Raw genomic sequence first — 21261 nt, forward strand, 5'->3', positions numbered from 1 at the left:
TTAAAGCTCGAGCGCCGCTGCCATCGCTGAAGGTTCGTTCAGCGCCGAGGCGGTCAGAGTGTCGACAATGCGTTTCGTCAGGCCAGTAAGCACTTTGCCCGGGCCGACTTCATAGAGATGTTCTACGCCTTGCGCTGCCATGTACTCAACAGACTTCGTCCACTGAACCGGGTTATACAACTGACGTACCAGTGCGTCACGGATGGCATCACCATTGGTTTCGCATTTCACATCAACGTTATTCACAACAGGAACTGTTGGTGCGTTAAAGGTGATTTTCGCTAATTCTACTGCCAGTTTGTCGGCTGCTGGTTTCATCAGCGCACAGTGAGACGGTACGCTCACTGGTAACGGCAGAGCGCGTTTTGCGCCCGCAGCTTTACAGGCAGCGCCAGCACGCTCAACTGCTTCTTTATGACCGGCAATAACCACCTGTCCCGGAGAGTTAAAGTTTACCGGAGAAACGACCTGACCTTCTGCAGCTTCTTCACACGCTTTCGCAATAGACGCATCATCCAGACCGATGATTGCCGCCATAGCGCCCGTGCCTTCCGGTACGGCTTCTTGCATGAACTTGCCGCGCATCTCAACCAAACGCACCGCATCAGCGAAATCAATTACACCAGCGCAAACCAGCGCGGAGTATTCCCCCAGGCTGTGACCGGCCATCATTGCCGGTGCTTTACCGCCCTGCTGCTGCCATACGCGATACAGCGCAACAGATGCAGTCAACAGCGCTGGCTGAGTTTGCCAGGTTTTATTCAGTTCTTCAGCTGGCCCCTGCTGGGTCAGCGCCCACAGATCGTAGCCCAGCGCCGCAGAAGCTTCTGCAAACGTTTCTTCGACAATTGGATAGCTCGCCGCCATATCAGCCAGCATTCCAACGGTTTGAGAACCCTGTCCAGGGAACACAAATGCAAATTGCGTCATGTTTTAATCCTTATCCTAGAAACGAACCAGCGCGGAGCCCCAGGTGAATCCACCGCCAAAGGCTTCAAGCAGAACCAACTGTCCCGGCTTAATGCGCCCGTCACGTACAGCTTCATCCAGCGCGCACGGGACAGAGGCCGCAGAGGTATTACCGTGGCGATCCAGCGTCACCACGACATTGTCCATCGACATGCCGAGTTTTTTCGCCGTTGCACTGATAATACGCAGGTTAGCCTGATGCGGAACTAGCCAGTCCAGTTGAGAACGGTCAAGATTATTCGCCGCCAGCGTCTCATCAACGATGTGCGCCAGTTCCGTTACCGCAACCTTGAAGACTTCGTTGCCCGCCATCGTCAGATGAATTGAATTCTCTGGATTCACACGGTCAGCATTAGGCAGCGTCAGCAATTCACCATAGCTACCGTCGGCATGCAGATGGGTGGAGATGATTCCCGGCTCTTCAGAGGCAGCCAGCACCGCAGCGCCCGCGCCATCGCCAAAAATAATAATAGTCCCACGATCTGTTGGATCGCAGGTGCGCGCCAGTACATCGGAACCGACGACCAGAGCATACTTCACCGCCCCAGATTTCACGTATTGATCGGCTACGCTTAATGCATAGGTGAAACCTGCGCAGGCTGCTGCAACGTCAAATGCCGGGCAACCTTTAATGCCCAACATGCTTTGAATCTGACAAGCTGCGCTCGGGAAAGCGTGCGTCGCAGAAGTCGTTGCCACAACGATCAGGCCAATCTGGTCTTTCTCAATACCCGCCATCTCAATTGCGCGTGTCGCCGCTTCAAAGCCCATGGTTGAAACGGTTTCGTTTGGCGCGGCAATGTGGCGTTCGCGGATACCGGTACGAGTGACAATCCACTCGTCAGAGGTATCCACCATTTTTTCCAAATCGGCGTTTGTCCGCACTTGTTCGGGCAGATAGCTGCCAGTACCAATAATCTTCGTATACATGTACGCTCAGTCACTTTTCGGTTATATACCGTCACTTGCAAACTGCGAGTTCGCTGGCAGCGTCCTGCTACCGCAGAGTTCCGCTTTTGCCACCGTCCAGCAGCTCAAAACCAGCTGGGTATACAGATTCCAGGCGAGCGGCAATTCGCTGAGGAACTTGTCGCTGCACCGCCTGCACTGCCTGTTCAATCGCGACCGCAAAAGCTCGCTGATTGGCTGCACCATGACTTTTTATCACCGTGCCGCGCAATCCTAACAGACAGGCGCCGTTATACTGGTCGGGGTTGAGGTGACTGAATCGCCTCGTCAGGCTCTTTTGTAGCCAACGCTTTAATAACAGTAGCCACCACGACCGTTTTTTCCCTTCACCCTGAGATTTCAGCAGAGAAAGGAACATCCTGACAACACCTTCCATCGTCTTTAATGTGACATTTCCTGTAAAGCCGTCACAAACCAGCACATCTGTCTTGCCAGTTAACAACTCATTGGCTTCAAGATAGCCGATATAATTGATAGAAGGGATTGTTTTAAGCACCGCTGAGGCATCCCGAATACTGTCGAGACCCTTTACTTCTTCTTCACCAATATTGAGCAACGCCACGCGAGGATTAGGAATTTCCACCACCTCTTCAGCCAGAACTGAGCCCATAATGGCAAATTGCACCAACATTGTACTGTCACAATCGACGTTGGCCCCTAAATCGAGGACCACCGTTTTGCCCTTTTGCTGATGCGGTAATACCGTCACCAGCGCCGGACGCTCAATCCCCTCCAGGGGCTTGAGTAATAATTTTGCCAGCCCCATCAGCGCCCCGGTATTACCGGCACTGACACAGGCTTGCGCTCGACCTTCTTTCACCAGCTCCAGGGCCACGCGCATTGAACTCCCACGACTGGCGCGGATAGCTTGCGAAGGCCGGGCATCACTGGCGATAACTGACTGCGCAGGAATAATCTGCAGACGCGAACGTTGTTCAAAGTCAGCTTTAGCAAGTAATGGCGTGATGGCGTCGGGATTGCCGACTAAAAGAAGAGTGAGTTGCGAATTAGAATTCAGTGCCTGCAATGCTGCAGGCACTGTCACGGAAGGGCCAAAATCCCCTCCCATGACATCTAACGCCAGGGTTAGACGTGTCAAGGTATCGTCGCCGCCCGGTTTGGTCTTTCCCCAGTTGCCTGGGGAAAATCCTCACTAAGCTTCATCACGCAGACGCGTGATTACTTAGCGATGACCTTGCGGCCGCGGTAGTAACCGTCGGCAGTGATGTGGTGACGCAGGTGTTTTTCACCAGAAGTTTTGTCTACAGACAGGCTGGTGACTGCGGTCAGCGCGTCATGGGAACGACGCATGCCACGTTTGGAACGGGTTGGTTTATTCTGTTGTACGGCCATGGACCTTACTCCTCAATTACGGTTTATCCCCGATCCAACGGGGAGCACCAATTACTTACGCTTTAAGCTGGCTAATACGGCAAATGGGTTTGGCTTTTGCGCTTCTTCAGGCAGTTCACCAAAGACCATGTCCGCTTCGGACACTTCACAGTGTTCAGAATCATGCACCGGAACTACCGGCAAGGCGAGGATGATTTCATCTTCAACCATTGCAAGCAGATCGATTTCACCGAATTCGTTAACCTCAATCGGTTCATACGCTTCCGGCAGTGCTTCAGCCTGTTCGTCTGAACGCACAGGACTAAAACAATACGTTGTGTAGACCTGATGAGTAAACGGCTTCCCGCAACGCTGACACTCGAGCGTTACCGTCACCTTCGCATCGCCGTTTAACACTGCGAGACGTTGGTTATCGATAGCGAACGACATGGAGCATTCCACATCACTGTCCACACTGACTACGGATTCGGCGACGCGCTCAACCTGATCAGGAGTATAGATACCCTGGTAATCAAGGCGTTTTTGAGCCGTACGAACCGGATCGAGAGTCAGGGGTAATTTTACCTTTTGCATAGGGCGCGCATATTAACTTTGTAACGTCATAGAGTCAAAGAAAAAGGCAGCCTGTGGTTGCCTTTTGCCAATAATTCGCACACATTGCGGGTTACTGCTTTATTTTCGTTCAGTGCTGATAACGAACATCAACCTGCAAAACGAAGCGCATAGTTTAAAATGGCTATCATCAATACGCTATATCTGATGGAAAAAAATATGCCTAAACTTATTTTAGCCTCCACCTCGCCCTGGCGTCGCGCTCTTCTGGAAAAACTGCAAATCTCTTTTGAATGTGCAGCACCCGAGGTCGACGAAACTCCACGCAGCGACGAATCACCGCGACAGTTGGTGCTTCGACTGGCACAAGAAAAAGCGCAATCTCTGGCGTCACGTTATCCGGATCATTTAATTATTGGTTCAGACCAGGTATGTGTTCTTGATGGCGAAATCACCGGTAAACCGTTAACGGAAGAAAATGCCCGTCTGCAATTACGCAAAGCCAGCGGCAATATCGTCACCTTCTATACTGGACTGGCGTTGTTTAATTCGGCGAATGGGCATCTACAAACAGAAGTGGAGCCTTTTGACGTCCATTTCCGTCACCTGAGCGAGGCGGAGATTGATAATTACGTGCGTAAAGAGCATCCCCTGCACTGCGCGGGTAGCTTTAAGAGTGAAGGATTTGGCATTACGCTGTTTGAGCGTTTAGAGGGGCGTGATCCTAACACGCTGGTTGGTTTACCGCTAATCGCGCTGTGTCAGATGTTACGTCGGGAAGGGAAAAACCCGCTGATGGGATAGTTTTTTGCGCCGGATGCGGTTACTTCGCATCCGGCAATCGGTGCTGGCGGCCTGATGCGGCGTAAACGCCTTATCAGGCCAACCGCCCATTATCAGGTTTATATGCTTGTATTAGCGCGCGTTACGCAGCTTTTGCAAACAACGCTTCAAACCTTCATCCATCGGCGCTTCAATACGCATCACCTCACCGGTCCCCGGATGAGTAAACTTCAACGCTGCGGCGTGCAGGAACAGGCGATTTAATCCCGTGCCTGCTTCAGTGAGCTGTCTGTCAAATTCACGGTCACCGTAGCGATCGTCAAAGGCAATCGGATGACCCGCATATTGTGTATGCACACGGATCTGATGAGTACGCCCTGTTACCGGGCTACAACGCACCAGGGTGGCAAATGCATAGCGCTCTTCCACTTTAAAGCGTGTTTCCGACGGTTTGCCTTCCTGACTCACACGCACGATACGTTCGCCGCTTTGCAGAATATTTTTCAGTAACGGCGCTTGAACGCTCTTCACATGCGACTGCCACTGACCGCGCACCAGCGCCAGGTAATCTTTTTGCATCCCTTTTTCACGTAATTGCTCATGCAGAGAACGCAACGCCGAGCGTTTTTTCGCTACCAGCAACACACCTGAGGTGTCCCGGTCAAGACGATGAACCAGTTCAAGGAACCGCGCTTCCGGGCGCAACGCCCGCAAACCTTCAATAACGCCGAAGCTTAAACCACTGCCGCCATGTACCGCCGTACCGGAAGGTTTATTCAGCACCAGGATATGATCATCTTCATATAAGATGACGTCCGCCAGCGCCGCCACCTTTTGCAGATGTGGCGAAACCGCCTCTTCTTCCCGCTCAGCAACGCGAACCGGTGGGATACGCACCTCATCACCCGCTTCGAGTTTATATTCAGGCTTAATACGTTTTTTGTTCACCCGCACTTCGCCTTTACGCAAAATACGGTAAATCATACTTTTTGGTACGCCTTTCAATTGGGTACGCAAAAAGTTGTCGATACGTTGCCCCGCTTCGTCAGCGGTGATAGCAACAATTTTTACGGATGGAGTCTCTGTTTTCATGGTGGGCGATTCTAATTAGCCAACAGGATTCGCGCCACTCATTTTTCTATGCTTATATTTAGTTTTACACCTTATTACTTCACTAGGTGATCACTTTATTGATGGTTATTAAACCAATCACCAGCAAGAAGTGAAAAAACTGTGAGTAAGCGGGTGATAAATGGTAAAAGTCATCTTGCTATAACAAGGCTTGCAGTGGAATAATGAGGCCGTTTCCGTGTCCATCCTTGTTAAAACAAGAAATTTTACGGAATAACCCATTTTGCCCGACCGATCATCCACGCAGCAATGGCGTAAGACGTATTGATCTTTCAGGCAGTTAGCGGGCTGCGGGTTGCAGTCCTTACCGGTAGATGGAAATATTTCTGGAGAGTAATACCCAGTCTGTTTCTCTGATAATTGCGCTGTTTTTCCGCATGAAAAACGGGCAACCGACACTCTGCGCCTCTTTGAGCTGACGATAACCGTGAGGTTGGCGACGCGACTAGACACGAGGCCATCGGTTCACACCCGGAAAGGCGTTACTTTGCCCGCAGCTTAGTCGTCAATGTAATAATAATGAGTAAGTTACGATGAAAAGAATGTTAATCAACGCAACTCAGCAGGAAGAGTTGCGCGTTGCCCTTGTAGATGGGCAGCGTCTGTATGACCTGGATATCGAAAGTCCAGGGCACGAGCAGAAAAAGGCAAACATCTACAAAGGTAAAATCACCCGCATTGAACCGAGTCTGGAAGCTGCTTTTGTTGATTACGGCGCTGAACGTCACGGTTTCCTCCCGCTAAAAGAAATTGCCCGCGAATATTTCCCTGCTAACTACAGTGCTCATGGTCGTCCCAACATTAAAGATGTGTTGCGTGAAGGTCAGGAAGTCATTGTTCAGATCGATAAAGAAGAGCGCGGCAACAAAGGCGCGGCATTAACCACCTTTATCAGTCTGGCGGGTAGCTATCTGGTTCTGATGCCGAACAACCCGCGCGCGGGTGGTATTTCTCGTCGTATCGAAGGCGACGACCGTACCGAATTAAAAGAAGCACTGGCAAGCCTTGAACTGCCGGAAGGCATGGGGCTTATCGTGCGCACCGCTGGCGTCGGCAAATCTGCTGAGGCGCTGCAATGGGATTTAAGCTTCCGTCTGAAGCACTGGGAAGCCATCAAAAAAGCCGCTGAAAGCCGCCCGGCTCCGTTCCTGATTCATCAGGAGAGCAACGTAATCGTTCGCGCATTCCGCGATTACTTACGCCAGGACATCGGTGAAATCCTTATCGATAACCCGAAAGTGCTCGAACTGGCACGTCAGCATATCGCTGCATTAGGCCGCCCGGATTTCAGCAGCAAAATCAAACTGTACACCGGCGAGATCCCGCTGTTCAGCCACTACCAGATCGAGTCGCAGATCGAGTCCGCCTTCCAGCGTGAAGTTCGTCTGCCATCCGGTGGTTCGATTGTTATCGACAGCACCGAAGCGTTAACGGCCATCGACATCAACTCCGCACGCGCGACCCGCGGCGGCGATATCGAAGAAACCGCGTTTAACACTAACCTCGAAGCTGCCGATGAGATTGCTCGTCAGCTGCGCCTGCGTGACCTCGGCGGCCTGATTGTTATCGACTTCATCGACATGACGCCTGTACGCCACCAGCGTGCGGTAGAAAACCGTCTGCGTGAAGCGGTGCGTCAGGACCGTGCGCGTATTCAAATCAGCCATATTTCTCGCTTTGGCCTGCTGGAAATGTCCCGTCAGCGCCTGAGCCCATCACTGGGTGAATCCAGCCATCACGTCTGCCCGCGCTGCTCCGGTACCGGTACCGTGCGTGACAACGAATCGCTGTCGCTCTCTATTCTGCGTCTGATCGAAGAAGAAGCGCTGAAAGAGAACACCCAGGAAGTTCACGCCATTGTTCCTGTGCCAATCGCTTCTTACCTGCTGAATGAAAAACGTTCTGCGGTAAATGCGATTGAAACTCGTCAGGACGGCGTACGCTGTGTGATTGTGCCAAACGATCAGATGGAAACCCCGCACTACCATGTGCTGCGCGTGCGCAAAGGGGAAGAAACCTCAACCTTAAGCTACATGCTGCCGAAGCTGCATGAAGAAGCGATGGCGCTGCCGTCTGAAGAAGAGTTCGCTGAACGTAAGCGTCCGGAACAACCTGCGCTGGCAACCTTTGCCATGCCGGATGTGCCGCCAGCTCCAACCCCAGCTGAACCTGCCGCGCCTGTTGTAGCCCCAGCACCTAAAGCTGCAACGGCAACACCAGCATCTCCTGCACAACCAGGGTTGTTGAGCCGCTTCTTCGGCGCACTGAAAGCGCTGTTCAGCGGTGGTGAAGAAACCAAACCGGCCGAGCAATCAGCACCGAAAGCAGAAGCGAAACCGGAACGTCAACAGGATCGTCGCAAGCCTCGTCAGAACAACCGCCGTGACCGTAATGAGCGCCGCGATACCCGTAGTGAACGTACAGAAGGCAGCGATAATCGCGAAGAAAACCGTCGTAATCGTCGCCAGGCACAGCAGCAGACTGCCGAGACGCGTGAGAGCCGTCAGCAGGCAGAGGTAACGGAAAAAGCGCGTACCACAGACGAGCAGCAAGCGCCGCGTCGTGAACGTAGCCGCCGCCGTAACGATGATAAACGTCAGGCGCAACAAGAAGCGAAGGCGCTGAATGTTGAAGAGCAATCTGTTCAGGAAACCGAACAGGAAGAACGTGTACGTCCGGTTCAGCCGCGTCGTAAACAGCGTCAGCTCAATCAGAAAGTGCGTTACGAGCAAAGCGTAGCCGAAGAAGCGGTAGTCGCACCGGTGGTTGAAGAAACTGTCGCTGCCGAACCAATTGTTCAGGAAGCGCCAGCTCCACGCACAGAACTGGTGAAAGTCCCGCTGCCAGTCGTAGCGCAAGCTGCACCAGAACAGCAAGAAGAGAACAATGCCGATAACCGTGACAACGGTGGCATGCCGCGTCGTTCTCGCCGCTCGCCTCGTCACCTGCGCGTAAGTGGTCAGCGTCGTCGTCGCTATCGTGACGAGCGTTATCCAACCCAGTCGCCAATGCCGTTGACCGTAGCGTGCGCGTCTCCGGAACTGGCCTCTGGCAAAGTCTGGATCCGCTATCCAATTGTACGTCCGCAAGATGTACAGGTTGAAGAGCAGCACGAACAGGAAGAAGTACAAGTGCAGCCGATGGTGACTGAGGTCCCTGTCGCCGCCGCTGTCAAACCTGTTGTTAGCGCGCCAGTTGTTGAAGAAGTGGCTGAAGTCGTAGAAGCCCCCGTTCAGGTTGCCGAACCGCAACCTGAAGTGGTTGAAACGACGCATCCTGAAGTGATTGCTGCCGCGGTAACTGAACAGCCGCAGGTGATTACCGAGTCTGATGTTGCCGTAGCCCAGGAAGTTGCAGAACACGCAGAACCGGTGGTTGAACCGCAGGAAGAGACGGCAGATATTGAAGAAGTTGCCGAAACTGCTGAGGTTGTGGTTGCTGAACCTGAAGTTGTTGCTCAACCTGCCGCGCCAGTCGTCGCTGAAGTCGCAGCAGAAGTTGAAACGGTAGCTGCGGTTGAACCTGAGGTCACCGTTGAGCATAACCACGCTACCGCGCCGATGACGCGCGCTCCGGCACCGGAATATGTTCCGGAAGCACCGCGTCACAGTGACTGGCAGCGCCCTACTTTCGCCTTCGAAGGTAAAGGTGCCGCAGGTGGTCATACGGCAACGCATCATGCCTCCGCCGCTCCTGCGCGTCCGCAACCTGTTGAGTAATAATTAGCTCAAGCAATCAAGCCCTGGTAACTGCCAGGGCTTTTTTATTTCATCTTTGAGTCAACATATTAAAATTCATCAAATGGCATCCTTGCTAACCAACTATACAAAATAGGCAAAAAAATGCCCGCCCCGGCGATCCCAGAGCGGGCAGACAAAACATACCCAGTTTCATGATATGTTTTAAAGCGAGCTTATTTGTTGAGCTGGAAGAGCGACAATCCCTGCATATCGGTAAATGCTTTATACGATGCCTGCAATGCCGTTTGCTGCATGATGTAAGATGAAATAGTTGCATTCCAGTCCACATCAACCAGATCGCTCATCTGCTGCGTTTGCCCTAAAGCGCGATCGCTACCTAATGAATCCAGCGACTCCAGTTCGTTCAGTTGCGTGCCTAATTCCGCGCGAACAGTCAGCACATTGTTCAGCGAGTTTTTCAGTCCGCGGTTGGTTTTATCCAGTGCCGCAGCGGCGGTTTCTTTATCCGCTTCGCTATCCGCGACCGGCGTTTTCAGGGCTGCGATGGCGCTATCCAGCATGGCAAAAAGATTGGTTTCAGAAGCGCTACCGTCTGGTTCCGCTACCGCGTTGCTGGTAATACTGTCGAAAATTTTGTCGCCCGTATGTCCTATCACCATCGAACGCGAAGCATCGACCTGTTGTTTAATACTTTCTGTTCCGCCGACATAATCACCGTCAGCCTCACTAAACGGCGCAGTCTCTGTTTTATAACCGGCAAAAATGTAGCGCCCGTTACCGTCAGTGGTGTTCGCCAGATTCAGTAACTGATCACGAAGCCCCTGAATATCCGTAGCCAGTGAGGCCCGGTCATCGTCACTCAAGGTGCCATTGCTGGCGTAGACAATTTTTTCCTGAGCATTCTGGATAGCAGTGGTGACCTGGCTAAGCACACTCTCTTCCAGTGACACTTTTTGAGTGGCGAAAGTACGCGCCAGCGTGTACTGGCTGTTTTGTGCCTGTGCCTGGGAGAGAACAACAGCTTGTGATGCAGCAATGGGATCATCTGAAGGGTTAACGACTCGCTTACCCGTCGACATCTGTTCGCCGTACTTCATCCATTCTGCCTGAGAATTGGTGATGCCACGCATGTTTTGCTGGTACATCATCTGGGTACTGAAACGCATTTTATCTCCCCTTAGCGAATGTTAATCAGCGCATCAAAAATCGCGTTTGCCGTCTGCAGAACCTGCGCATTCGCCAGGTAATACTGCTGAAAACGTTGCAGATTTCCGTACTCCTCATCGAGATTGACACCGGAAATCGACTGCTGCTGATTGGAAAGCTGCGTCACCACATTACCTTGCGTGGCGCTACTGGTTTTCAACGTCGCGGTTTTATTCCCGATATCACTCACTAATGAGGCATAAGCGTCGTTAAAGGATTTCGCACCGCCCACCGTTTTACTGTTGCTTTGCAGATCCAGCAGGGCCTGACCGTTGCGGTTGTCGCTATCACCCGCATCTTCTTCGCTCGCCATGGCGATTTTCGCTTCGTCAGTGATTAATACATCCATGTTGACGATGGCGTCACTTACCGGTTTCAGCGTGAAGCTGTCGTTAACGGCAGGCGTTCCTGTAAACGTCAACTCCAGACCATCAAATGCCACTTTACCGTTGGCATCCGGCGTCACCGTAAAAGTGGTATTGCTGGCAAGGCGGGTGACCTGCCACTGATTATTATCGAACGAGATTTTGTAATCTGTCGCCAGTACCGCGGAGGCATCAGTTACCGTGGCACCGATCGCAACGTCACCTTTGTTTTTCGTGTTTTGCAGAACCGCGGGCTTACCAATAGCAAAGAAATCTTCACCAGCATCGCCGTTGGCATCAAATCCGGCTTTGTGTTGTGTGTTGAAAGCCTCGGCAAATGCCAGCGCCAGTTGTCCAAGCGTATTACGCGTCTGGTCCAGATCCTGAGAACGGAATGTCAGAATGCCGCCCAGCGACCCGGTATTCAGTAATTTCTCCGGGATCTCAATATTGCCTGCCGTCCTATCAACATAAGCGACAGTCGTACGAGAAGGGTCGGCGCTGGAAGGAACTGCCGCAAGTTGCCGCGCCGTACTTCCCTGAACCAGTGAGTAGCCATTGGCCATCGTGATGTTATAAGTGCCACCATCCTGAACGCTGACTTCTACGCCAACAATCTGGTTTAATTCGCTCACCAGTTGATCGCGTTGATCCAGCAGATTGTTAGGTGACGCCCCTGCCCCCACGCCTGTCAGGCGGGAGATTTGATCGTTCAGGCTGGCGATTTGTTTAGCGTAATTGTTGATCTGATCAACGCTGGCACCTATCGCGATATTGACCTGTTTGTCCTGGTCGCGCAGATATTGATCGGTGGTTTTAAACTGATTCACCAACCCTTCTGATTTCCCAATCAGCGCCTGGCGCGCTGCCGGGTCTTCCGCGTTACTTACCAGCGTTTGCAGGCTGGTGAAGAAATCCTGCATCTGTGTTGCCAGCGAAGAGGTACTGGTGGAGAGCATATTGTCGATTTTCGACATCTGCTCATAGCGGGCAGTCAGGCCGCTACTTTGCGTCTGCGCCGCACGTAACTGGTTGGTAATAAATGCATCATACTCACGCTGCACACCAGAAACGTAGACGCCATTGCCAACCCAGCCGCCAGCGCCCAGCGTGCTATTGGCCTGCGCCATAATAGTGGTTTGGCGGGTATATCCGGCAACGTTATAGCTGGAGATATTATTACTTGCCGTATTTAACGCCGCCTGGGCCGCGTTCAGTCCGCTCATGGCGTTATTGATCAAGCTGGACATGGAGGTTCCTTATAAGCCTTCAATTACAGAGTATTATCGGCAGCGACCCGCCGGACTTGAGTTATTCAGAACAGATTATCAATGTTCATACTGTAGGTTTTGCTCACTTTGTCGCTTATCGATTTCATCTGCTGAATCATGTTGGTGAGTTTGCGGGCATAGTGAGGATCGGTGGCATAGCCCGCGTCCTGTAGGGCCTGTGCCCCCTGCTCCGCACTCACGGCGGTCGTCACGGCAGCGTAGCGCGGATTGCGTGTTAACAGCCCAACGTAATCCGACAATGCTTCCAGATACGAGCTGTAGACCCGAAATTTCGCTTTTACTTTCTTCGCTTCGCCGTTTTCATATTCAGTCGTGGTGATTTCAGTGACTGGCCCTTTCCAGTTGCCAGAGGCTTTGACGCCAAACAGGTTGTAACTCGGCTCGCCGTTTTCGCGGCGGATTTGCCGTTGCCCCCAGCCAGATTCAAGCGCCGCCTGAGCGAGGATCAAATGATGTGGCACACCGCTTTGCTGGCTTGCCAGTTGGGCGGGCAGTGAGAGTTGCGCGAGGAATGCTTTACTGTTACCCGGCAACGAATCATCGTAGTTACGTGGTACGGCCTTTTGCACCAGCTGAGAAAGCGCCTGATTTTGATAACGCACCACAGTTTCGAGCGGGAATTTCATCGGTGCTGCTGGCGTGGACTCCTCTGGCAATGGTTGTTCTGGCGTCATCTGTTTAACCATCATCTCTGCCAGCCCCAGACCTTTGCCCGCCGTCATCTGTTGGGCAATCTGCTGGTCATACATACTGGTATACAGGCGAGTGCGCTCGCTGCTGAACAGGCCATCTTTTGGTAAAGCGTCGCGCATGCTTTTCAACATCATCTGCACGAACATCCCTTCCACCTGGCGGGCCACCGGACGGATATTTGCCGCTGGATCTTCGCCCGCTTTCGCCTTTAGTTCGTTGAGTGATTGCGCATCCCAGGCCGCACTTGCCAGTAGTTTGCTGTCGCTGATCATCAGATGATTTCCAGTTTTGCCCGCAGACATCCCGCACTTTGCATTGATTGCAAAATAGACATCAGATCCATCGGCGTAGCGCCCAGCGCATTGAGCGCGCGCACCACGTTATTGAGGCTGGCGCTGGAACGTACGCTTTGCAGCGAACCGCCGCTCTGGCGTAAATCGATCTGCGTTTGTGGAGTAACCACAGTCTGTCCACCACCAAACGGTGTATCTGGCTGGCTGACATTGGCCTGACGATTGACCGTAACCGAGAGATTCCCCTGCGCTACTGCGCAGCTGTCGAGGGTCACTTCGCGATTCATCACCACCGAGCCAGTGCGCGAGTTAATCACTACTTTAGCGTCCTGCGGGGTGACATTAACCTGCATATTCTGGATATCGGCAAGGAAACGGACCTGGGAACTGTTGCCACTTGGTACGCGCACCTGAATAGTCCGCGCATCTAACGCGGTGGCGCTGCCATATCCACGCACGCGGTTGATGGTGTCAGCGATTTGCTGCGCCATGCTGAAATCTTCGTCGTTAAGTTGCAAATTAAGGGTATTCCCGACGCCAAACTGGCTGGGCAATTCACGTTCAATAACCGCACCATTGGTGATCCGTCCACCGTTCAGTTGGTTTACCTGAACACTGCTACCGCCAGCAGAGGCTCCTGCGCCGCCAACCAGAATATTGCCCTGCGCCAGCGCATACACCTGACTGTCAACGCCCTTAAGCGGTGTCATCAACAACGTACCGCCACGCAAGCTTTTGGCATTACCCATGGAAGAAACCACCACATCGATGGTTTGCCCCTGGCGTCCAAACGGCGGAAGTGACGCCGTCACCATTACCGCAGCGACGTTTTTTAGCTGCATATTGGTGCCCGTCGGAACGGTAATTCCCAGCTGTGAGAGCATGTTATTAAGCGTTTGTGTGGTAAACGGCGTCTGGGTTGTCTGGTCACCGGTTCCATCCAGCCCCACCACCAGGCCATAGCCAATCAGTGAGTTTTGCCTTACCCCCTGAACACTGGTGAGATCGCGAATACGCTCAGCCTGAGCCGCCGTCGTAACCAGTAGAAGAATTAATGCAGAGAGAAATTTAATCACCACAGCCTCACTTACATTGGCGACAGGTTAAGGAAGAAACGCTGCAACCAGCCCATATTTTGCGCTTCGTTAATGTAGCCATTGCCTACGTATTCAATGCGCGCATCCGCCACCTGAGTAGATGGTACGGTATTGCTGCCGCTGATAGTGCGTGGATTAACCACGCCAGAGAAGCGAATAAATTCGGTACCCTGATTAATGGCGATCTGTTTTTCACCCACCACATGCAGGTTGCCGTTGACCAGTACCTGGTCAACCGTCACCGTCAACGTACCGCTAAAGGTATTGCTGGCATTGGCCCCGCCTTTTCCGTTGAACGTGTTACCACCGGAGGCTTCGACATCGGCACGAGCGTTACCAAACAACCCCTGCAAATAGCGCGGCACAGTATCAAAGCCAAAATTAGTTTTACCGTCACGGCTGGCATTCGCAGAGGAGCTTTTGCTGGCGCTGACGTTCTCCTGCAACACGATAGTCAGCGTATCGCCAATATTGCGTGGTCGACGATCTTCAAACAGCGGTTGATAGCCATAGTTAATCGGCTGAGCAGACTGGAAAATAGACCCGTTGGCGACGGGCGTCGGACCGGGAACCGGTTGTGCACTGGTCGCCCCTTGTACCAGCGGCGTGGAGGGTATCCAGGCGCAGCCGGTTAGTGAAAGCACCAACAAGCTGGAAATGGCATAAGTATGCGCAGCGTTTTTTTGCATGGCTATCATCTTCAAAAATCAGTAAACCGGTGAACCTGCCACCGGTTAAGCCTTAGAGTTGCGTCAGTTTTTGCAGCATCTGATCGGTGGTGGACACCGCTTTACTGTTGATTTCGTAAGCGCGTTGCACCTGAATCATATTGACCAGTTCTTCCGCCACGTTGACGTTAGACGTTTCAACATACCCTTGATACAGCAGTCCCGCGCCGTTCAGGCCCGGCGTGCTTTCGTTCGGTGCACCGGAGGATTGCGTTTCGGTGTAGAGGTTTTCGCCAATGCTCTCCAGTCCGGTGTCATTCATAAAGGTGGTGAGATTGAGCTGCCCAACCTGAACCGGAGCTGCCTGGCCTTGTTGGGTTACGCTGACCACGCCATCACGACCGATGGTGATACTTAACGCATTCGCCGGAATGGTGATCGCTGGCTGCACCTGAAAACCACCGGCCGTCACCAGCTGCCCGTTCTGATCCACCTGGAAAGAGCCGTCACGGGTATAGGCTGATGAGCCATCTGGCAACATCACCTGGAAAAAGCCCTGCCCTTTAATCGCGACGTCTTTACTGTTATTGGTTTGCGACAGGTTGCCCTGGCTGTGTAAACGTTCCGTGGCGACCGGGCGTACCCCCGTACCGATTTGTAATCCGGATGGTAAGGTGGTTTGTTCGGAAGACTGTGCCCCCGGCTGGCGAATGGTTTGATAAAGCAGATCTTCAAACACCGCGCGCTGACGCTTAAAACCGTTGGTACTAACGTTTGCCAGGTTGTTGGCAATGACGTCCATATTGGTTTGCTGGGCGTCAAGGCCCGTTTTGGCGATCCATAATGAACTGATCATAAAATGTCCTGTAGTGGATTAGTGACAAAGTGCATATGTCTTCTTGCCGGATGCGGCGTAAACGCCTTATCCGGCCTACAAGAGCTCGCAAAATCGATAAATTGCGATTGCCCCCATAGACCCGATAAACTTGCGCATAGGGCAACTTATACTTGTCATGTATCCTTTCAATTAACTCATCGACAGCAGTTGGTTGGCACGGCCTGCGTTATCATCGACGCTGCTGATCACCTTCATCTGCATTTCAAAACACCGTGCGCTGGCAATCATGTCGCTCATTGCCGCAACGGCATTGACGTTACTGCCTTCCAGAACCCCCGACATCACACGCAAGGTTGGATCTGCCTGCAGTACCGGCCCACGCGTAGCCTGGCTTTCTGCGCTTAAACGAAAAATGCCATCGTCACCGCGCTGGACTTCGCTGCCCGTGGCTTTCACCAGCTTCAGACGCCCCACTGGCGCAACCGTATTTGCCGGATCGCCCGGATTCAGCGCCGAGATTGTGCCATCGGCAGCAATAGTGATTTCCGCCCCTTCCGGCACAGCAATTGGCCCCGCCTCGCCTACCACCGGATGTCCCTGAATTGTCAGTTGCCCGGTGGGATCAACCTGAATGCTGCCATTACGCGTATACCCTTCACTGCCGTCAGCGGTCTGCACGGCCAGCCAACCATCCTGCTGCAACGCAACGTCCAGCGGGCGCGAGGTGTAATCCATCTTGCCGGGTGTCATGTCTGCACCCGGTGTTGACGCCGTTACCAGCGTGCGCGTGGGCAGTGAAAGCCCTTCCACCGGCACTGCGCGCAAGGCGTTTAACTGCGCGCGAAAACCGGGCGTAGAGGCATTGGCCAGATTACTGGCGGTTACCGCCTGTTGATTCAGCGTCTGGCTGGCTGCTCCCATCGCGGTATAAATTGCGTGATCCATTGAGCTATCCCGTCAGCGATTAGCGTAAGTTAACCAGCGTATTGAGGATCTGGTCCTGGGTTTTGATGGTCTGGGCGTTAGACTGATAGTTACGCTGGGCAACGATCATATTGACCAGTTCTTTACTGAGATCGACGTTGGACGCTTCCAGCGCACCGTTGGTCAGTGTGCCAAAGTTGCCCGTCCCGGCTGTCCCCAACAGCGCCACGCCAGAAGATTGCGTAGCGGACCAGACGTTGTCGCCTTCGGATGCCAGACCTTCGTTGTTGGCAAAGTTCGCCAGTACAATCTGCCCCAGCAGTTGGGTTTGTTCGTTGGAATAGTTGCCGACAACCGTACCGTCATCATTGATTTGATAACTCACCAGATCGCCCGGTTTGTAGCCGTTCTGGGTGGTTGCCACAATGTTGTTAGCGCCGGTATTTTGCTGCATGGAGTTGAGGAAGCTCAGGCTAAACGTGGCGGGATCTGCGCCGTTAATTGCGCCAGTGGAAATATTCGCTGTTGGATTTGAGGTCAGAACGCCATTGGCATTAAACACCAGTGTTGTCGCTGTCTTCGCAATGCTGTTTGGATCACTACTATCCTGGGTGTAGACCTGCCAGTTATTATCCCCGGTCTTCACAAAGTACACGCTCATATCATGAGCATTACCCTGACTATCGAAAACAGTCACCGAACCTTTTTTGTTATAGCTATCCGCATTGCTGGCATCAAATGCGTTAACAGAGGGAAGCGAATCACTGGAATTCAGGTTGATCTGCATTGACGCCGTGGTGGTAGTTTTCGCTGCCATCAGGGTATTCGGGATCGAAATATTGGTCGGATTCGCCCCTTGCTGAATAGTCGGCGGCGTACCGGTTGCCGGGTACCCCGTCAGCTGTAAACCTTGCATATTCACCAGGTTACGGTTTTCATCCAGCTTAAATTGTCCATTACGGCTGTAGAACACCGAACCGTTGCTGTCTACCAGACGGAAAAAACCGTTCTGGCTGATAGCAACGTCCAGACCTCGCCCGGTGTTGGTGGTCGTGCCATCGGTAAAGTCCTGGGTGATACCGGCAACTTTTACCCCCAGTCCCACTTTCGAACCGGCAAACATATCGGCAAAAGAGGCCGTGCCTGATTTAAAGCCGTAGGTGGCGGAGTTGGCGATATTGTTGCCAATAACATCGAGGTTGGTGGCGGCAGCGTTTAATCCGCTAACCGCTTGAGAAAAGGCCATGACTGACTCCTGAAATGTGAAGGCTTAAATTATCTGCCGTACTTCGTCGAGGGTGGTGGTGCCGTAAGTGCCGAGATCCAGCGTATTACCGTTGTTGCCGCGGATCACACCCTGCACCAGAGCAAACTGCAGCGGCTGGGCAACCAGTTGTGTACCACCGTTACTGGCGCTAATCGCTACATTGTAAGAACCGTTCGGCGCAGTGCTGCCGTCAGTCAACGTACCGTCCCAGGTGAAACTGTGGACTCCGGCAGTCAGTTCACCGATATCAATGGTACGGACGACCGCGCCGTTTTTATCGGTGATGGTGGCCGTCACTTTGTCTGCCGCCTGTTGCAACTCAACACCAAACGGCGTGGTCGTGGTCACAGCCCCTTCTTCACTGCCGGTTCCCGCAAGAACAGTGGTACCGGGGATCATCACGCCGTGACCAATCAGGTTACTGGCCTGTAACGACTGGCTGTTATCAATCTGTCCGGAAATAGATCCAAGCGTGGTATTGAGTTTTTCAATCCCACTGACCGTGCTGATTTGTGCCAATTGCGACGTCAGCTCGTTGTTTTCCATTGGATTGGTCGGGTCCTGGTTTTTCAGCTGCGCCACCAACAAAGTCAGAAAACTGCTTTGTAAATCTGCGGCGTTGCTGCCCGTGAGCGAACTACTGCTGGTGGTACTGACGCCGGTATTCGTCGGATCGGTGGTGGTTACCGCAATGGACATAGCTTTCTCCTTTATTGACCGAGCGTAAGGGTTTTCAGCATCATACTTTTCACCGTGTTGAGCACTTCAACATTGGCCTGATAACTGCGTGACGCCGACATGGTGTTAACCATCTCTCCGACGACATCAACGTTTGGCATTTTCACGTAGCCCTTTGCATCCGCCAGCGGATTACCCGGTTCATAAACCAGTTTGTCCGGGGCCTGACTTTCTATAACATCGGCAACCTTTACGCCGCCTGTCGCAGCACCTGGCGCAGCGTTAACCTGGAATACCACCTGTTTTGCCCGATATGGCTGTCCATCGGGACCGGTGACGCTATCAGCATTCGCCAGATTACTGGCCGCCACGTTCAGGCGCTGGGACTGGGCAGTTAACGCCGACCCGGCGATATCAAAAATATTCAGCAGTGCCATCCGTTAATTTCCGCTCTGTAAAACGTTCATCATGCCTTTGATCTGCCCGCTCAACGCGCTAAGGCTCATCTGGTATTGCAGGCTGTTATCGGCAAACTGGGTGCGTTCGCGATCCATATCGACAGTATTACCGTCAAGCGAAGGCTGGTCCGGAATACGGTATTGCAGTTCTGCGGAAGGAGGCGTCAGCGCCTGCGCCGGAATGTGTTTCGTTGAGGTCATCGTCAGAGCAACCACACTGGTTGCATCCCGTCCACGTTGCATGACTTTTTTAAGTTCACTGGCAAAATCGATATCGCGAGCCTGATAACCAGGGGTATCGGCATTGGCGATGTTTGCTGCCAGCACTTCCTGACGCTGGGCGCGCAGATTGAGCGCCTCTTGTTGAAAACGTAAGGCGGCGTCGAGCTTATCGAGCATATCTCCTCCGCAGGTATCAAAATTCTGCCATCAGCTTAAATGCCTTTACGCGCGCGTTATCGGCGGAATAAACGCAAAATGGGTCGCTATTTATGCCGTTGATGGTCATTGCGGACAGGTACAATTCACGTTGTAGAAATGGCTGGGGGCGAAAATGCTGACAATAAAACGTAGCGTGGCGATCATCGCGATACTGTTCAGTCCGTTAAGTGCGGCGAGCAATCTCACATCGCAATTGCACACCTTTTTTAGCGCCCAGCTCGCGGGGGTAAGTGATGAGGTTCGTGTTTCTATTCGTACAGCGCCCAATCTACTACCGCCGTGCGAGCAGCCATTGCTTTCGATGAGCAATAATTCCCGCCTGTGGGGCAATGTGAATGTGTTGGCACGCTGCGGTAACGACAAACGATATTTACAGGTTAATGTACAGGCCACAGGAAATTATGTGGTTGCCGCGATGCCCATTGTGCGTGGAGGAAAGCTGGAAGCTGGCAATGTCAAACTGAAACGCGGCCGACTGGATACCTTGCCACCGCGTACGGTGCTGGATATCAATCAACTTGTTGATGCCGTTAGCCTGCGCGATCTATCACCCGATCAACCTATCCAGTTAACCCACTTTCGCCAGGCATGGCGGGTAAAAGCGGGACAACGTGTCAACGTGATCGCCAGCGGTGATGGGTTTAGCGCCAACGCAGAAGGTCAGGCGCTGAACAATGCAGCCGTCGCACAGAATGCGCGGGTGCGCATGATATCGGGACAAGTGGTCAGCGGCGTTGTTGATGCAGATGGGAATATTCTTATAAACCTGTAAGCTGTTAAAGATTACCCGTCCCTTGCCGATAAATAAGCAACACATGATAAAAGCGCCCTCAATGAGGAATAAACCATGAGTATTGATCGCACTTCGCCTCTGAAGCCAGTAAGCACCGTTCAACCGCGCGAAACCACTGACGCGCCGGTAACAAACACCCGAGCGGCAAAAACAACAGCCTCCACCAGCACCAGTGTGACGTTAAGCGACGCGCAAGCAAAACTGATGCAACCCGGCAGCAGCGATATCAATCTTGAACGTGTCGAAGCGTTAAAACTGGCGATTCGTAACGGTGAACTAAAAATGGACACCGGCAAAATTGCCGATGCGCTGATCAACGAAGCGCAGCAAGACTTGCAGAGTAATTGATCGTATGACGCGTCTTGCAGAGATCCTCGACCAGATGTCCGCTGTGCTTAACGATCTCAAAACGGTAATGGATCAAGAGCAGCAACATCTCTCTATGGGGCAGATCAACGGCAGCCAGTTGCAATGGATTACAGAACAAAAAAGCTCACTGCTGGCGACGCTGGATTACCTCGAACAGTTACGCAGGAAAGAACCCAATACAGCAAATAGCGTTGATATTAGTCAACGCTGGCAGGAAATTACTGGCAAAACTCAGCAACTACGCCAACTGAATCAACATAACGGCTGGTTACTGGAAGGACAGATTGAGCGCAATCAACAGGCGCTGGAAATGTTGAAACCGCATCAGGAACCGACGCTATATGGAGCGAACGGTCAGACCTCAACAACCCATCGCGGCAGTAAAAAGATTTCGATCTGAAGATTATCTCCGGCCTGCACT

General features: G+C 52.6%; 22 protein-coding genes. 5 read left to right on the forward strand and 17 right to left on the reverse strand.

Features of this window, described 5'->3' with window-relative positions:
- The 5 genes from fabD to yceD form a co-directional block, all read right to left on the reverse strand.
- Nucleotides 1-930, reverse strand: a complete 930-nt coding sequence (gene fabD / locus EAS44_RS15500) for an ACP S-malonyltransferase (protein ID WP_000191372.1) — start codon at nucleotides 928-930, stop codon at nucleotides 1-3.
- 15 nt (nucleotides 931-945) lie between these two features.
- Entirely contained in the window at nucleotides 946-1899 is a 954-nt protein-coding gene (gene fabH / locus EAS44_RS15505) for a beta-ketoacyl-ACP synthase III (RefSeq protein WP_000288132.1), read from the reverse strand.
- A 67-nt stretch (nucleotides 1900-1966) separates the two neighbouring features.
- Nucleotides 1967-3037, reverse strand: a complete 1071-nt coding sequence (gene plsX / locus EAS44_RS15510) for a phosphate acyltransferase PlsX (RefSeq protein WP_000197578.1) — start codon at nucleotides 3035-3037, stop codon at nucleotides 1967-1969.
- Nucleotides 3038-3117: 80 nt separating this feature from the next.
- The gene (gene rpmF / locus EAS44_RS15515; RefSeq protein ID WP_000290727.1) at nucleotides 3118-3291 is read right to left on the reverse strand and encodes a 50S ribosomal protein L32; all 174 of its coding nucleotides are present in this window, start codon (nucleotides 3289-3291) and stop codon (nucleotides 3118-3120) included.
- Between the two features lie 51 nt (nucleotides 3292-3342).
- The gene (gene yceD / locus EAS44_RS15520) at nucleotides 3343-3864 is read right to left on the reverse strand and encodes a 23S rRNA accumulation protein YceD (protein ID WP_001174481.1); all 522 of its coding nucleotides are present in this window, start codon (nucleotides 3862-3864) and stop codon (nucleotides 3343-3345) included.
- Between the two features lie 198 nt (nucleotides 3865-4062).
- Here yceD and yceF point away from each other — a divergent pair, with 198 nt between their 5' ends.
- A complete protein-coding gene (yceF, locus tag EAS44_RS15525) occupies nucleotides 4063-4647 on the forward strand; it encodes a 7-methyl-GTP pyrophosphatase (RefSeq protein WP_001125202.1) in 585 nt (194 codons plus the stop codon).
- 111 nt (nucleotides 4648-4758) lie between these two features.
- On the opposite strand, the gene rluC is transcribed toward yceF, so the two are convergent.
- On the reverse strand, nucleotides 4759-5718 hold the full coding sequence (rluC, locus tag EAS44_RS15530; protein WP_000846343.1) for a 23S rRNA pseudouridine(955/2504/2580) synthase RluC: 960 nt from the start codon (nucleotides 5716-5718) through the stop codon (nucleotides 4759-4761).
- Nucleotides 5719-6290: 572 nt separating this feature from the next.
- Here rluC and rne point away from each other — a divergent pair.
- Complete coding sequence (rne, locus tag EAS44_RS15540; protein WP_000827437.1) at nucleotides 6291-9476, forward strand: ribonuclease E; 3186 nt, start codon at nucleotides 6291-6293, stop codon at nucleotides 9474-9476.
- 194 nt (nucleotides 9477-9670) lie between these two features.
- On the opposite strand, the gene flgL is transcribed toward rne, so the two are convergent.
- From flgL to flgB, 11 genes are all read right to left on the reverse strand, one after another.
- Complete coding sequence (gene flgL, locus EAS44_RS15545; protein ID WP_001212764.1) at nucleotides 9671-10624, reverse strand: flagellar hook-associated protein FlgL; 954 nt, start codon at nucleotides 10622-10624, stop codon at nucleotides 9671-9673.
- A gap of 11 nt (nucleotides 10625-10635) precedes the next feature.
- Nucleotides 10636-12279, reverse strand: coding sequence for a flagellar hook-associated protein FlgK (flgK, locus tag EAS44_RS15550; protein WP_000096493.1), 1644 nt, complete (start codon nucleotides 12277-12279; stop codon nucleotides 10636-10638).
- 65 nt (nucleotides 12280-12344) lie between these two features.
- On the reverse strand, nucleotides 12345-13286 hold the full coding sequence (flgJ, locus tag EAS44_RS15555) for a flagellar assembly peptidoglycan hydrolase FlgJ (RefSeq protein WP_001331933.1): 942 nt from the start codon (nucleotides 13284-13286) through the stop codon (nucleotides 12345-12347).
- On the reverse strand, nucleotides 13286-14383 hold the full coding sequence (gene flgI, locus EAS44_RS15560; protein ID WP_000589326.1) for a flagellar basal body P-ring protein FlgI: 1098 nt from the start codon (nucleotides 14381-14383) through the stop codon (nucleotides 13286-13288). The genes flgJ and flgI overlap by 1 nt, the downstream gene beginning before the upstream one ends.
- Nucleotides 14384-14394: 11 nt before the next feature.
- Nucleotides 14395-15093, reverse strand: a complete 699-nt coding sequence (flgH, locus tag EAS44_RS15565) for a flagellar basal body L-ring protein FlgH (protein WP_001295442.1) — start codon at nucleotides 15091-15093, stop codon at nucleotides 14395-14397.
- A gap of 52 nt (nucleotides 15094-15145) precedes the next feature.
- Nucleotides 15146-15928, reverse strand: a complete 783-nt coding sequence (gene flgG, locus EAS44_RS15570) for a flagellar basal-body rod protein FlgG (protein WP_000625837.1) — start codon at nucleotides 15926-15928, stop codon at nucleotides 15146-15148.
- 171 nt (nucleotides 15929-16099) lie between these two features.
- On the reverse strand, nucleotides 16100-16855 hold the full coding sequence (flgF, locus tag EAS44_RS15575; RefSeq protein WP_000349326.1) for a flagellar basal-body rod protein FlgF: 756 nt from the start codon (nucleotides 16853-16855) through the stop codon (nucleotides 16100-16102).
- A 19-nt stretch (nucleotides 16856-16874) separates the two neighbouring features.
- The gene (flgE, locus tag EAS44_RS25210; protein WP_000885888.1) at nucleotides 16875-18080 is read right to left on the reverse strand and encodes a flagellar hook protein FlgE; all 1206 of its coding nucleotides are present in this window, start codon (nucleotides 18078-18080) and stop codon (nucleotides 16875-16877) included.
- Between the two features lie 24 nt (nucleotides 18081-18104).
- Nucleotides 18105-18800 (reverse strand): flagellar hook assembly protein FlgD, encoded by a 696-nt coding sequence (gene flgD, locus EAS44_RS25215; RefSeq protein ID WP_000020484.1) that lies wholly within the window; start codon nucleotides 18798-18800, stop codon nucleotides 18105-18107.
- Between the two features lie 11 nt (nucleotides 18801-18811).
- Nucleotides 18812-19216: a flagellar basal body rod protein FlgC gene (gene flgC, locus EAS44_RS15590; RefSeq protein WP_001196460.1), complete on the reverse strand. Its 405-nt coding sequence runs from the start codon at nucleotides 19214-19216 to the stop codon at nucleotides 18812-18814.
- A 3-nt stretch (nucleotides 19217-19219) separates the two neighbouring features.
- Nucleotides 19220-19636 carry a flagellar basal body rod protein FlgB gene (gene flgB / locus EAS44_RS15595; RefSeq protein ID WP_000884694.1) on the reverse strand — a complete coding sequence of 139 codons (417 nt, stop codon included), beginning with the start codon at nucleotides 19634-19636 and terminating at the stop codon, nucleotides 19220-19222.
- A gap of 154 nt (nucleotides 19637-19790) precedes the next feature.
- Here flgB and flgA point away from each other — a divergent pair, with 154 nt between their 5' ends.
- The 3 genes from flgA to flgN all read left to right on the forward strand — a co-directional run bounded on the left by flgA (nucleotide 19791) and on the right by flgN (nucleotide 21240).
- On the forward strand, nucleotides 19791-20450 hold the full coding sequence (gene flgA / locus EAS44_RS15600) for a flagellar basal body P-ring formation chaperone FlgA (RefSeq protein WP_000955709.1): 660 nt from the start codon (nucleotides 19791-19793) through the stop codon (nucleotides 20448-20450).
- 75 nt (nucleotides 20451-20525) lie between these two features.
- Complete coding sequence (gene flgM / locus EAS44_RS15605) at nucleotides 20526-20819, forward strand: flagellar biosynthesis anti-sigma factor FlgM (RefSeq protein ID WP_000020884.1); 294 nt, start codon at nucleotides 20526-20528, stop codon at nucleotides 20817-20819.
- Between the two features lie 4 nt (nucleotides 20820-20823).
- On the forward strand, nucleotides 20824-21240 hold the full coding sequence (gene flgN, locus EAS44_RS15610; protein ID WP_000197362.1) for a flagella biosynthesis chaperone FlgN: 417 nt from the start codon (nucleotides 20824-20826) through the stop codon (nucleotides 21238-21240).
- The last annotated feature ends 21 nt before the right edge of the window (nucleotides 21241-21261 follow it).

Origin of the sequence: Escherichia coli DSM 30083 = JCM 1649 = ATCC 11775 (genome assembly GCF_003697165.2) — a bacterium.
In the GTDB taxonomy this organism is placed as follows: domain Bacteria; phylum Pseudomonadota; class Gammaproteobacteria; order Enterobacterales; family Enterobacteriaceae; genus Escherichia; species Escherichia coli.